Source organism: Caballeronia sp. LZ065 (assembly GCF_031450975.1).
Taxonomy (GTDB): domain Bacteria; phylum Pseudomonadota; class Gammaproteobacteria; order Burkholderiales; family Burkholderiaceae; genus Caballeronia.
In genome coordinates this window covers 246,198-258,418 of the sequence record NZ_JARUXV010000004.1, presented here as the reverse complement: position 1 = coordinate 258,418, position 12,221 = coordinate 246,198, and the positions used below count along the sequence as shown (strand labels likewise).

Sequence of the window (12,221 nt, the reverse complement as noted above, 5' to 3'; positions counted from 1 at the left end):
ATCGATGCAGGGAAGGTTCAATGACGGGAAAGACCCCACAGGGAATGACGCTGCGGGCCACGGCTTCGGCGTGCGTGGCGCTCGCGCTGCTGGCCGGCTGCTCGACCAAGCTCAACCGGTCGAAGGAGGACGAGGTCAATGCACGCTACGGCATCACGACGCTTCCCGTGAAGGGCGGCGTCGAGATCCGGCTGCCCGAGGCGCCGCTGTTCGATACCGACGAAGTCGACATTCGCGCGGGACAGTCGCCGCTGCTGGATCGGGTCGCCGTCGTGCTGAAGCGCAGCATGCGGCCCGTGCTGATCGAAGGGCACACTGACAACCAGGGATCGCTCGGCTACAACCGCAATCTGTCCGAAGCGCGCGCGCAAGCGGTGGCGCAGGCGCTGATCCAGCGCGGCGTGCCGGCCCAGCGCATCACGACGAAGGGCGCGGCCTGGCTGCGGCCGATCGCCGGCAACGACACCGCGCAAGGCCGCGCGCTCAACCGGCGCGTGGAGATCCTGGTGCGCACCGAGAGCGAAACCACGCTGCTCGGCACGCCCGCCGGAGGCCGGCGCTAGCGTTTCAGCTTTCAGGCCGCCTGCGCCGCTTCCAGCACCAGCAGCTGCGAGCCGTCGGCGACCTGATCGCCCACGGCGAACAGAATCTCGCCGATCGTGCCCGGCCCCGGCGCGACGATGGTGTGCTCCATCTTCATCGCTTCCATGACCATCAGCGGCGCGCCCTTCTGCACCTGCGCGCCCGGCTCCACCAGCACGGCGATCACCTTGCCGGGCATCGGCGCGGTAAGGCGACCTTCCTGCTCGACATCGCCGGCGTGAGCCATCAGGTTCTGCCACTCGAACTGCATGGCCGCACCTTCGTGGAAGACGTGGAACAGGTCGCCGTCGGTGAAGACGTGCCCCTTGATGAGCGCATCGTCCAGTTGCACCGCGAACGAGGTGTCGCCGCTATGCGACCAGTCGAAGCGCGTCTGCTCGCCGTTGAGTTGCAGGCGCTTGTCGCCGGCTTTCGTGAAGATCACCTTCAGCGTTTCGTCGGTGTCCGCCGCGCGCCAGTTCAAGTCCTGGCTGTAGCCGCCCGCCATGCGCCAGTGCGACAGCGCATCCCACGGCGAATGGCCATGCGCCTCGCCGCCCTCGCGCGTCAGCAGCGCCGCGCAGGCAAGCGCGAGCGCATGCTTGCGCGATACCGTCGACGGCGCGAACAGCGCGTCGTGATGACGCTCGATCAGGCCCGTGTCCAGTTCGCCCGTGCTGAACGGCTCGCTCTGCACGATGCGCAACAGGAATTCGACATTGGTCGACAGCCCGACGATCTCGCATTGCGCCAGCGCGCGCGCCATGCGGGCGAGCGCATCGCGGCGGTCGCGGCCATGCACGATGAGCTTCGCGATCATCGGGTCGTAGAACGGCGTGATCGCGTCGCCGCGACGCACGCCACTGTCCACGCGCACGTCGCCGTCGATGGAAAATTCCACCGCGTGCGGCATGCTCAGATGCTTGAGCGTGCCCGTCGACGGCAGGAAGCCGCGCGACGGATTCTCCGCGTAGATGCGCGCCTCGATGGCGTGTCCGTGCACCTTCAGCTGGTCCTGAGCGAGCGGCAGCGGCTCGCCCGCCGCCACGCGCAACTGCCATTCGACGAGGTCCAGCCCGGTCACCATCTCGGTCACCGGATGTTCCACCTGCAGGCGCGTGTTCATCTCCATGAAGTAGAACTGGCCGTCCTGCGTCATGATGAACTCGACCGTGCCCGCGCCGACGTAATTCACCGCGCGCGCCGCCGCAACAGCGGCTTCGCCCATCGCGCGGCGGGTTTCATCGGCGAGCCCCGGCGCCGGGGCTTCTTCCAGCACTTTCTGATGGCGGCGCTGGACAGAACAATCGCGGTCGAACAGATAGACCGTGTGACCATGCTGGTCCGCGAATACCTGCACTTCGACGTGACGCGGACGCTGCAGATACTTCTCGATCAGCACGCGATCATTGCCGAAGCTCGACGCCGCCTCGCGCTTGCACGAGGCCAGCGCCGCCGCGAAATCCTCGCTGCGCTCGACCACGCGCATGCCCTTTCCGCCGCCGCCCGCACTCGCTTTCAGCAACACCGGATAGCCGATGCCGTCCGCCTCGCGCTGCAACAGCGCGGGGTCCTGGTCATCGCCGTGATAGCCCGGCACCAGCGGCACGGACGCGGACTGCATCAACGCCTTGGCCGCGGCCTTGGAACCCATTGCGCGGATGGCATCGACGGGTGGTCCGATGAACACCAACCCGGCTTTCTCGCACGCGTTGGCAAAGTCCTCGTTCTCCGAGAGGAAGCCATAGCCCGGATGTATGGCTTGCGCACCCGTCGCCAGTGCAGCCGCGACGATGCGCTCGATGCGCAGATAACTCTCCGATGCCGCCGCGCCGCCGACGTGCACGGCTTCGTCGCAGACATCGACATGCTTGGCTTTCGCATCCGCATCCGAATACACGGCAACGCTGCCGATGTTCAGGCGCTTCGCAGTAGCCGCGACGCGGCAGGCGATCTCGCCACGATTTGCAATCAGTATTTTGTTGAACATGTCTTTGCTCTGCAGAGGACAGGAGTAAGGCGCTAAAGCGCCAACTCCTGTCGTCACATCCGGAATACGCCGAAGCGCGTGTCTTCGATGGGCGCGTTCAGCGTCGCGGCCAACCCGAGGCCCAGCACGTCGCGCGTCTGCGCGGGATCGATCACGCCGTCGTCCCACAGGCGCGCGCTCGCATAGTACGGATGGCCCTGGGCTTCGTATTGATCGCGGATCGGCGCCTTGAACGCTTCTTCTTCTTCCTTCGACCATGCGCCGCCCTTCTTCTCGATGCCGTCGCGCCGCACCGTGGCGAGGACCGACGCCGCCTGCTCGCCGCCCATCACCGAGATGCGCGCGTTCGGCCACATCCACAGGAAGCGCGGCGAATACGCGCGGCCGCACATGCCGTAGTTGCCCGCGCCGAACGAGCCGCCGATGATGATCGTGAACTTCGGTACCTTCGCCGTGGCGACGGCCGTCACCATCTTCGCGCCGTTGCGCGCGATGCCTTCGTTCTCGTACTTGCGCCCGACCATGAAGCCGGTGATGTTCTGCAGGAACACGAGCGGAATCTTGCGCTGCGCGCACAGTTCGATGAAATGCGCGCCCTTCAGCGCCGACTCGCTGAACAGAATGCCGTTGTTCGCGACGATGCCGACCGGATGCCCCCACACATGCGCGAAGCCGCAGACGAGCGTGGTGCCGTAGCGGGCCTTGAATTCGTCGAAGGCGGAGTCATCGACGATGCGCGCGATCACTTCGCGCACGTCGAAGGGCTTGCGGGTATCGGCGGGGATGACGCCATAGACGCTCTGTGGGTCGTAGCGCGGCGGAAGGGGTTCCTTCAGCGCCAGCGTGGGCGTCTTCACGCGATTCAGATTGCCGACGATGCTGCGCGCAATGCCGAGCGCGTGCGCGTCGTTCTGCGCGAGATGGTCCACGACGCCCGACAGACGCGTGTGGACGTCGCCGCCGCCGAGATCCTCGGCGCTCACTTCTTCGCCGGTCGCGGCCTTCACGAGCGGCGGGCCGCCCAGGAAAATCGTGCCCTGGTTCTTGACGATGATCGATTCATCGGACATCGCGGGCACGTAGGCGCCGCCCGCGGTGCACGAACCCATGACCACCGCGATCTGCGCAATGCCTTGCGCGGACAGGTTCGCCTGGTTGTAGAAGATGCGGCCGAAGTGATCGCGGTCGGGAAACACGTCGTCCTGATTCGGCAGGTTCGCGCCGCCTGAATCGACCAGATACACGCACGGCAGCCGGTTTTGCTCGGCGATCTCCTGTGCGCGCAAATGCTTCTTCACCGTGACCGGATAGTAGGTGCCGCCCTTCACGGTGGCGTCGTTGCACACGATCACGCATTCCTGCCCCGCGATACGCCCGATGCCCGTGATGATGCCCGCGCCCGGCGCTTCGTCGTTGTACATGCCATACGCGGCCAGTTGCGACAGCTCCAGGAACGGCGTACCCGGATCGAGCAACTGCGCGATGCGGTCGCGCGGCAGCAGCTTGTTGCGCGACACGTGGCGGTCGCGCGCGGCCTGCCCGCCGCCTTCCGCGAGTTTCGCGACCTTCTGCTTGAGATCGGCGACGAGCGCGTCGAGCGCCTGCACATTGGCGCGGAACTCCTCGCCGCGCGGATTCAGCTTCGATTCGATGATCGTCATGTCGCGCCCTCAAGCCGTCTCGGCAAACAGTTCGCGGCCGATCAGCATGCGGCGGATCTCGCTCGTGCCCGCGCCGATTTCATAGAGCTTGGCGTCGCGCCACAGACGGCCCACCGGATACTCGTTGATGTAGCCGTTGCCGCCGAGGACCTGGATGGCTTCGCCGGCCATCCACGTGGCTTTTTCGGCGGTGTAGAGGATCACGCCCGCGCAGTCCTTGCGCACCTGGCGCACGTGACCGGCGCCGAGCGTGTCGAGCTGGCGGCCGACCGCGTAGAGATAGGCGCGGCACGCTTGCAGCGTCGAATACATGTCGGCGACCTTGCCCTGGATCAGCTGGAATTCGCCGATGGCCTGGCCGAACTGCTTGCGGTCGTGGATATACGGCACCACTGCGTCCATGCACGCGAGCATGATGCCGGTCGGTCCGCCCGCGAGCACGGCGCGTTCGTAGTCAAGGCCGCTCATCAGCACCTTGGTGCCGCCGTTCAACTGCCCGAGGATGTTCTCCTTCGGCACTTCCACGTTCTCGAACACGAGTTCGCCGGTGTGCGAGCCGCGCATGCCCAGCTTGTCGAGTTTCTGCGCGACCGAGAAGCCCTTCATGCCCTTCTCGACGATGAACGCCGTAATGCCGCGCGCGCCTGCTTCGATGTCGGTCTTCGTGTAGACAACCAGCGTGTCGCAGTCGGGGCCATTGGTGATCCACATCTTGGTGCCGTTGAGCACGTAGTGGTCGCCCTTTTCTTCAGCCCGCAGCTTCATGCTGACGACGTCCGAGCCCGCGTTTGGCTCGCTCATCGCGAGTGCGCCGATATGCTCGCCGGAGACGAGCTTCGGCAGGTACTTCTGCTTCTGCGCCTCGGTGCCGTTGCGATGAATCTGGTTCACGCACAGATTCGAATGCGCGCCATACGACAAGCCGACCGACGCCGACGCCCGCGAGATTTCCTCCATCGCCACCATGTGCGCGACGTAGCCCATGTTCGCGCCGCCGTATTCCTCTGACACCGTCATGCCGAGCACGCCCAGGTCGCCGAATTTCTTCCACAGGTCCATCGGAAACTGATCCGAATGGTCGATCTCGCCGGCGCGCGGGGCGATTTCCTTCGCCGCGAAATGGGCGAGCGAATCGCGCAGCATGTCGATGTCTTCGCCCAACGCGAAATTCAGACCGGGCAGGTTGCTCATGAAGCGTCTCCTCGTGAATACGGATGTTTTCGGCGGGTGCCGTGTTATGAGTCTGGCTCACACTACGACGGAAACCGCTGGATTGGGCAATTTCACGCTCAAATTGGCTGGCCGTCAACATGTTTTTGAGCTACGCTCACATTCATTCGAGACATTTCCAGGGCTGCATTCCGATCATGTCGACGCATACCACCGCTTCCGGCCGCCGCGCGCCCGCCGGCGTCAAGTCGCAGCAGCGCGTGAAGGAGATTCTTCAGGCCGGCCGCGAAGTCTTCGCCGAGAAGGGTTATGACGCCGCGACCAGCGCGGAGATCGCGCAGCGCGCAGGCATTTCCGAAGCCACGGTCTTCAGCTATTTCAGCGGCAAGCGGGATTTGTGCGCGCGCGTGATCGCGGACTGGTACGACGAGATCATCGATGCCTTCGAATCCGGCTTGCCGCGCGACGGCACGGTGCATCAGCAGTTTGCGTTCATCGTCCGGACGCACATGCGGCTCATGCTGATGAACGGCACCGGGCTCTGCTCGCTGGTACTGTCGGAGGGGCGCACCAAGCAGCACGATCTGTCGGACGCGCTCACGGAACTGCAACGCCGCTATACCGCCCCGCTGATGGACGTGCTCGCGCATGGCCAGGCGCTCGGCCACGTGCGCAACGACGTGCCGCTGCGGCTATTGCGCTCGCTCGTGTTCGGTCCGATGGAGCACGTTCTGTGGGATGCCACGCTCGCGAAGCGGCGCTTGAGTCAGACTCAGATCGAGACGACAGCGAACGAGCTCGTGGAAGTCTTGTGGGCGGCGCTGCAACCGCCGGACGCGCAGGTGGCCGCGCTGGTGCGCTTCCGGCAGGAAGTCGAGGAAGCCTCGCGGCGCTTCGATGCTGCAGCGAAGCCGAAGCAGGAAAAATGAAGCTTTATTTGCGGATGAAGCGCAGCGCGAGGCGCGCGAGCTTCGGCACGGTGACGGGGCGCAGAAGCCGCGCGTCGTAACCGCCCATGCGACGGTCGTTCTCCTTCAGGCACGTTTCGATCAGCGCGCGCACCGAGACATCGCCCGCCACCGAATCGCCGACATTCGCCGGGAAGTTCGCGTCCTGCGCGGCGCCGCTCGTGTCGAAGCCGCGCGCGAGGGAAATGCGGTCGCGGATCAGCGAAATCCACACACTCGCGGTCTTCGCCAGGAACCACGGCCTGCGATAGCACGGCAGGCTGCGCCGGTACCACGCCACCCAGTTGGCGAAAAACAAGATGTGACGCGCTTCTTCCTGAATCACCGGCTCGAAGGTCTCGACCAGCGCTTCGGGAAAGTAGCCCGATTGCCGCGCCGCCTCGAACAGCCCGAACGCGAAGAAACTGTCGATGCATTCGCTGTAGCCGGTCAGCATCCAGGCGCGTAACGGATCGGCGGGGGCGGGATACGGCGGTTCCGGCGCGAGTGCGATGCCATACGCCTCCACCAGTTTCGACAGCACCAGCTTGTGACGCGCCTCCTCGCCGCCGTTCATGCGCAGGGCCTCGCGCAGATGCGCGTCCGCGACCGTGGCGGCGTAGGTGGCGACGCGAATCGATGCGCGTCCTTCCGTCTGCACCGCGATGTCCCAGATCGGCAGCGAAGTCACGCGCTTCAGGGCGCCGGGGTCGAGAGGCGGCCAGTCGATGACGGCGGGCTTGTACGGGTTGTGCGTCGTCAGGAGCATCTCGCAGAACATGCGCTTGTGCAGGTCTGAACCGATCGGAATTGTCCCCGTGGACCGGTAGGTCCAGTGACGCATAGCATGATCCGCTTCGACTGGGTTGAGCGTGTCGGACATATTCGAAGATTGGTCGCGGCCCGGGTACGTCCTGCGGAGTCTGGCATACGGAACGCAAACATGCAGTGGGCACGCGAAGCCACTAGTCGACAAGCCCCGCCACTACGCCATAGCGCGTCATGCCAAACGGAGCAGGTCAACGCACAGACGTCACCAAATTTGACATTGCTTAACCGCCGAAAATATACATATACTTGTATATTGTCGCGATAAAAACCTTACGCTTTGTCGGTACGACCCTGGAGGATCTGCGCAAATTTCCTATAGAAGCGCGCCGCCACACCGGATTTCAGCTGGACGCCGTGCAGCGTGGCCTGATGCCGGATGATTTCAAACCCATGCCGTCGGTCGGCGCAGGGGTTTATGAAATCCGCGTCCACCTCGAAGGAGAATGGCGGGTGCTTTATGTCGCGAAGCTGAGCGACGCCGTCTATGTGCTGCACGCGTTCCAGAAGAAAACTCAAAAGACGCGACGCGAAGATATCGAACTGGCGGCTCGCCGCTATCGCCTGATTGGAGGCTGAATCATGAACGAACCCATTGTAGATTCAAGCGGAAACGTCTTCGCCGACCTCGGCTTTCCCGAGGAAGAGGCTCTGCTGCTCAGTCTCCGCGCCGACCTGATGGCTTCGCTGCGTCAGGTGATCGAAGCCCGTGGCTGGACCCAGGCACAGGCTGCTCAGGCGCTCGGCATCACCCAGCCGCGTGTTTCCGACCTGAACCGAAGCAAGTGGGATAAGTTCAGCCTCGACATGCTGCTGGCACTGGCCGTGCGCGTCGGCTTGCATCCGCACATCGAGTTGAAGGCCGCATGAAGCACCTTCCTCAGACCGTAAGGCTTCAAAGACCCGCTATCGGGGCTTTCACTAGCTCCCCAACATTTTTGGCTTGGTAACCTTCTGCCGATTCTGAGCGGACACGATCCGCGGAATGCACCTGATCCGGCGCCCCAACCACGCGCCGGTCGCCCGGAAACGAGACCTTCCGGGTAGAACCGACCACCTTCTGGAGTTACAACAGTGAAGAAACTGCTCGCGGCACTGACGATGTCCCTTCTCGCCGCCACGTCGCTCACCGCCGTCACCGCCGCGCAGGCGAAGGACTATTCGACGATCCGCTTCGGTGTCGACGCCAGCTATCCCCCGTTCGAATCCAAGGGTTCCGACGGCAAGCTGGTTGGTTTCGATATCGATCTCGGCAACGAGATCTGCTCGCGCCTCAAGGCGAAATGCGTGTGGGTCGAGAATGACTTCGACGGCATGATCCCCGCCCTCAAGGCGAAGAAGTTCGACGGCGTGCTCTCGTCGATGTCGATGACCCCGCAACGCGCCGAGCAGATCGCCTTCTCGAGCAAGCTGTTCAACACGCCCACGCGTCTGGTCGCGAAGAAAGGCAGCAACATCATGCCGACGGCCGAAAGCCTGAAGGGCAAGAACGTCGGCGTGGAACAGGGCACCATCCAGGAAACCTACGCGAAGACCTACTGGGCGCCGAAGGGCGTGACGGTCACGCCGTACCAGAACCAGGATCAGGTCTATGCTGATCTGACGTCGGGCCGCCTCGACGCCGCGCTGCAAGACGCCGTGCAGGCCGAGATCGGCTTCCTGAAGACGCCGCGCGGCGCCGGTTATGACTTCGCGGGCAAGGACCTCGACGATCCGAAGACGCTCGGCAACGGCGCCGGCATCGGTCTGCGCAAGGACGACACGGACCTGAAGGCGAAGATCGACAAGGCCATCGCCGACATCATCAAGGACGGCACCTACAAGAAGATCGAGAAGAAGTACTTCGACTTCAACGTGTACGGCAGCTAAGCCGTCCCGCCCCCTCGAAACGGGCTCCGCGCCGCAAGGCACGGAGCCCGTTTCGTTTGCATCATCCCTTGTGGACGCCGCTGTCCGGGCGCCCGCCGCAGTGATTTCGGCTAAGATCGAACGTCCGGTAAGACGCCAGCGGAAGGAGACACCGCGGCGCCCCGCAACTATCCGAGGCAAGAAGCACGCAATCGCGTGCGCGCGACCCCTATGCAAACCCGAACCCACTCCCTGATCTCGCCGTCCCTCGGCACGACCCGCACCATCACCAGCTTTCACTACGGCCCCGGCGGCGGCCAGAAAATCTACATCCAGTCCTCGCTGCACGCCGACGAACTGCCCGGCATGCTGGTCGCGTGGCGTCTGCGCCGCCAGTTGGCCGAATTCGAAGCCGCCGGCAAGCTGCGCGGCGAAGTGGTGATCGTGCCGGTGCCGAATCCGATCGGCCTGTCGCAGCATCTGCACGGCACGCTGATGGGCCGTTTCGAAACCAACAGCGGCCACAACTTCAACCGCAATTTCCACGATCTCGCCGCGTTGATCGCGCCGCGCATCGAGGCGCGTCTCGGCCCGGACGCGGAGGCCAACAAGCTGGCCGTGCGCGCCGCCATGCAGGAAGCGCTCGACGAGCAGACGCCGCACACCGAACTCGAATCGCAGCGTCTCGCGTTGCAGAAGCTGTCCTTCGACGCCGATGTCGTGCTCGACCTGCACTGCGACCTCGACGCCGCGCTGCATCTCTACACCAATCCGGACATCTGGGAAGAAGTGGAGCCGCTCGCGCGCTATCTCGATGCCCGCGCGTCGCTGCTTGCGCTGAACTCCGTGGGCAATCCCTTCGACGAGATCCACAGCTTCTGCTGGTCCGACCTGCGTCAACGATACGGCGAGCGTTTCCCGATTCCGAACGGCGGCGTGTCGGTGACGGTGGAATTGCGCAGCCAGCACGACGTGTCCTACGAACTCGCCGACAAGGACGCGCAGGCCATCGTCAATTATCTGATCCGGCGCGGCGTGATCGACGCTCCGGTGCCCGAGCTGCCGCCGCTCGCCTATCCGGCCACGCCGCTCGCGGGCGCGGAGCCGATCGTCGCGCCGATGTCGGGCATCCTGGTGTTCCGCGCGCCGGTGGGCGAGTACATCGAAGCGGGCGCGCCGGTCGCCGACATCATCGATCCGCTCACCGACACCGTGACCACGCTCAAATGCACGACCTCGGGCGTCATGTACGCGCGCCACATCGTGCGCTTTGCGACGGCCGGTCTCGAAGTGGCGCGCATCGCGGGCGCGAAGGCGTATCGGACCGGGTCCCTGCTGTCCGCTTGAGCATCGCTTTCTAGAAAGGCGCGAGGCCGCATTGCGCGGCCACCACGCGCCAGTTCCCGTCGATCTCGCCCCAGGTTCGCGTGTAGCGCAGGCTGCCCGCGAACGGCGCGCCGCCGAACGTGCCCGTGATCGCCACGCGCGTCACCGTCACCGCGAACGTGCCATACACGCGCACCCGCGCGTCCTCCGTCTCCAGCTTCTCGATGCGCTGCATGCCATAACGATGCCCGTTCAGGTCGTCGGCCTTCGTCCATACCTTGCCGGTGGCATCGACGAAGCTCAGGTCGTCGGCGAGCAGCGCGTCCAGCGCCTCCACGTCCGACTTCATCATCGCCTGCTTCAGGCGCGCTTCCAGTTCGCGGATTCCCGTCTCGTCCATGGTGTCGCTCGTCAAAAGAGTGAAGCGTGAGCTTCGCATCGCGCGGGCCGGATACACAAGCGCAACAATTCCGCCAGTGGTGTTGCACCTGAGATACACCGAAAGCAGGCTGAAAGCCCTGTCACATTTTCTTCTTCAGCGCTCGCTACAGTTGCGCCCGTCGCAATGAACACGTCGTAGAACGCGGATTTGACCGACATCGTCACCACCACCGCGAACCAACTCACGGAGCTTGTTTTGAAGAAGAATCTCTTGGCGACCGCCGCGCTCGCCGCATTTGCCGCCCTCGCCGCCACCTCCGCGCACGCGCAAAGCAGCGTCACGCTGTACGGCATCATCGACGCCGGTATCAGCTACGCGAACAACGCAGCACGCACCGGCGGCAGCGACTCGCTCGTCAAGTACGACGACGGCGTGGCGCAAGGCAGCCGTTGGGGCCTGAAGGGCTCCGAAGATCTCGGTGGCGGCCTGAAGGAGATCTTCACGTTGGAAAACGGCTTCAACAGCGGCACCGGCGCACTGGGCCAGGGCGGCGCTGAATTCGGCCGTCAGGCATTCGTCGGTATTTCGAAGAACGACGTCGGTGCGCTGACCTTCGGCCGTCAATACTCGTTCTCGACCGACTATCTCGGCGGCGCGTACTCGATCGGCGGCCAGACCGTCGCGGGCAACTACGCTTACCACATCAACGACGTCGACCAGCTGACCTCGAGCCGCATCAACAACTCGGTCAAGTTCAGCAGCGCCAGCTTCTACGGCGTGACGTTCGGCGCGATGTACGGCTTCTCGAACGCGGCTGGCGCCTTCGCCGGCTCGCCGACGGTCGGCACGACGGCCGGCTCGTCGCGCGCCTACAGCTTCGGCCTGAACTACAAGGCGGGCCCGCTCGGCATCGGCGCGGCTTACACGGACATCCACTACCCGGGCTCGTCCACGCCGACGTTCTCGACCAACATCGCGAACATCACGCAAGCCAACATCAAGGATCTGCGCACGTTCGGCATCGGCGCGAACTACGCGCTGGGCGCAGCGACGATCTTCGGCCTGTGGACCAACACGCGCTTCGAACCGGTCACCGGCGCGAGCTCGAAGTTCAACGCGTTCGACATCGGCGGCAAGTACGCCTTCACGTCGGCGCTGACGGCTGGCCTCGGCTACTCGTACATGAACCTGACGGACAACGCCAAGGGCCACTGGCACCAGTTCGACGCGTCGGTCGACTACGCGCTGTCGAAGCGTACCGACGTGTACGTGCTCGGCATCTACCAGAAGGCTTCGGGCCGCAACGGCACGACGGACGTGCAGGCGCAGATCGGTTCGGCGACGAGCTACTTCGGCACGTCGGGTCTCGGCGAGAACGATCAGCTGGCGTTCCGCGTCGGCATCCGCCACAAGTTCTAAGCATCGCTGCGACGCCGGACGTCCTGTCGAGGGACGTCGGTCGAACCAAGCGGGCCGCCTTCGGGCGG

General features: G+C 64.5%; 12 protein-coding genes. 7 read left to right on the top strand and 5 right to left on the bottom strand.

Annotation, left to right across the window (positions count from 1 at the left end; genetic code table 11):
- Window positions 1-20 precede the first annotated feature (20 nt).
- Window positions 21-563 (top strand): OmpA family protein, encoded by a 543-nt coding sequence (locus QCE63_RS27695; RefSeq protein WP_309837633.1) that lies wholly within the window; start codon window positions 21-23, stop codon window positions 561-563.
- Between the two features lie 11 nt (window positions 564-574).
- Here the strand turns inward: QCE63_RS27695 and QCE63_RS27690 are convergent, their stop codons facing one another.
- Genes QCE63_RS27690 through QCE63_RS27680 form a run of 3 tightly spaced genes read right to left on the bottom strand, consistent with a single transcriptional unit; the run spans window position 575 to window position 5,424 of the window.
- Window positions 575-2,572, bottom strand: a complete 1,998-nt coding sequence (locus tag QCE63_RS27690) for an acetyl/propionyl/methylcrotonyl-CoA carboxylase subunit alpha (protein ID WP_309837632.1) — start codon at window positions 2,570-2,572, stop codon at window positions 575-577.
- A 53-nt stretch (window positions 2,573-2,625) separates the two neighbouring features.
- Window positions 2,626-4,233 carry a carboxyl transferase domain-containing protein gene (locus QCE63_RS27685; RefSeq protein WP_309837630.1) on the bottom strand — a complete coding sequence of 536 codons (1,608 nt, stop codon included), beginning with the start codon at window positions 4,231-4,233 and terminating at the stop codon, window positions 2,626-2,628.
- A gap of 9 nt (window positions 4,234-4,242) precedes the next feature.
- Window positions 4,243-5,424, bottom strand: coding sequence for an isovaleryl-CoA dehydrogenase (locus QCE63_RS27680; protein ID WP_309837629.1), 1,182 nt, complete (start codon window positions 5,422-5,424; stop codon window positions 4,243-4,245).
- Between the two features lie 176 nt (window positions 5,425-5,600).
- On the opposite strand from QCE63_RS27680, the gene QCE63_RS27675 reads away from it, so the two are divergent.
- Entirely contained in the window at window positions 5,601-6,332 is a 732-nt protein-coding gene (locus QCE63_RS27675; protein WP_309837628.1) for a TetR/AcrR family transcriptional regulator, read from the top strand.
- 4 nt (window positions 6,333-6,336) lie between these two features.
- Here QCE63_RS27675 and QCE63_RS27670 read toward each other — a convergent pair whose 3' ends face one another.
- Window positions 6,337-7,233, bottom strand: a complete 897-nt coding sequence (locus QCE63_RS27670) for a ferritin-like domain-containing protein (RefSeq protein WP_309837627.1) — start codon at window positions 7,231-7,233, stop codon at window positions 6,337-6,339.
- Window positions 7,234-7,427: 194 nt separating this feature from the next.
- Here QCE63_RS27670 and QCE63_RS27665 point away from each other — a divergent pair, with 194 nt between their 5' ends.
- The 4 genes from QCE63_RS27665 (at window position 7,428) to QCE63_RS27650 (ending at window position 10,373) form a co-directional block, all read left to right on the top strand.
- Window positions 7,428-7,757, top strand: a complete 330-nt coding sequence (locus QCE63_RS27665) for a type II toxin-antitoxin system RelE/ParE family toxin (protein WP_404990196.1) — start codon at window positions 7,428-7,430, stop codon at window positions 7,755-7,757.
- Between the two features lie 3 nt (window positions 7,758-7,760).
- Window positions 7,761-8,048 carry a helix-turn-helix transcriptional regulator gene (locus QCE63_RS27660; protein WP_309819528.1) on the top strand — a complete coding sequence of 96 codons (288 nt, stop codon included), beginning with the start codon at window positions 7,761-7,763 and terminating at the stop codon, window positions 8,046-8,048.
- 204 nt (window positions 8,049-8,252) lie between these two features.
- Window positions 8,253-9,047, top strand: coding sequence for an ABC transporter substrate-binding protein (locus QCE63_RS27655; protein ID WP_309837625.1), 795 nt, complete (start codon window positions 8,253-8,255; stop codon window positions 9,045-9,047).
- Window positions 9,048-9,257: 210 nt separating this feature from the next.
- Complete coding sequence (locus tag QCE63_RS27650; protein ID WP_309837624.1) at window positions 9,258-10,373, top strand: M14 family metallopeptidase; 1,116 nt, start codon at window positions 9,258-9,260, stop codon at window positions 10,371-10,373.
- Window positions 10,374-10,383: 10 nt separating this feature from the next.
- On the opposite strand, the gene QCE63_RS27645 is transcribed toward QCE63_RS27650, so the two are convergent.
- Entirely contained in the window at window positions 10,384-10,752 is a 369-nt protein-coding gene (locus QCE63_RS27645; RefSeq protein WP_309837623.1) for a nuclear transport factor 2 family protein, read from the bottom strand.
- A 237-nt stretch (window positions 10,753-10,989) separates the two neighbouring features.
- On the opposite strand from QCE63_RS27645, the gene QCE63_RS27640 reads away from it, so the two are divergent.
- Window positions 10,990-12,153 carry a porin gene (locus tag QCE63_RS27640; RefSeq protein ID WP_309837622.1) on the top strand — a complete coding sequence of 388 codons (1,164 nt, stop codon included), beginning with the start codon at window positions 10,990-10,992 and terminating at the stop codon, window positions 12,151-12,153.
- The last annotated feature ends 68 nt before the right edge of the window (window positions 12,154-12,221 follow it).

Excerpts from the sequence above, each read along its gene's own strand:
- QCE63_RS27675 (WP_309837628.1), top strand. The coding sequence starts at position 5,601 with ATGTCGACGCATACCACCGCTTCCGGCCGCCGCGCGCCCGCCGGCGTC.
- QCE63_RS27685 (WP_309837630.1), bottom strand. The coding sequence starts at position 4,233 with ATGACGATCATCGAATCGAAGCTGAATCCGCGCGGCGAGGAGTTCCGC.
- QCE63_RS27660 (WP_309819528.1), top strand. The coding sequence starts at position 7,761 with ATGAACGAACCCATTGTAGATTCAAGCGGAAACGTCTTCGCCGACCTC.
- QCE63_RS27670 (WP_309837627.1), bottom strand. The coding sequence starts at position 7,233 with ATGTCCGACACGCTCAACCCAGTCGAAGCGGATCATGCTATGCGTCAC.
- QCE63_RS27690 (WP_309837632.1), bottom strand. The coding sequence starts at position 2,572 with ATGTTCAACAAAATACTGATTGCAAATCGTGGCGAGATCGCCTGCCGC.
- QCE63_RS27650 (WP_309837624.1), top strand. The coding sequence starts at position 9,258 with ATGCAAACCCGAACCCACTCCCTGATCTCGCCGTCCCTCGGCACGACC.
- QCE63_RS27680 (WP_309837629.1), bottom strand. The coding sequence starts at position 5,424 with ATGAGCAACCTGCCCGGTCTGAATTTCGCGTTGGGCGAAGACATCGAC.
- QCE63_RS27645 (WP_309837623.1), bottom strand. The coding sequence starts at position 10,752 with ATGGACGAGACGGGAATCCGCGAACTGGAAGCGCGCCTGAAGCAGGCG.
- QCE63_RS27695 (WP_309837633.1), top strand. The coding sequence starts at position 21 with ATGACGGGAAAGACCCCACAGGGAATGACGCTGCGGGCCACGGCTTCG.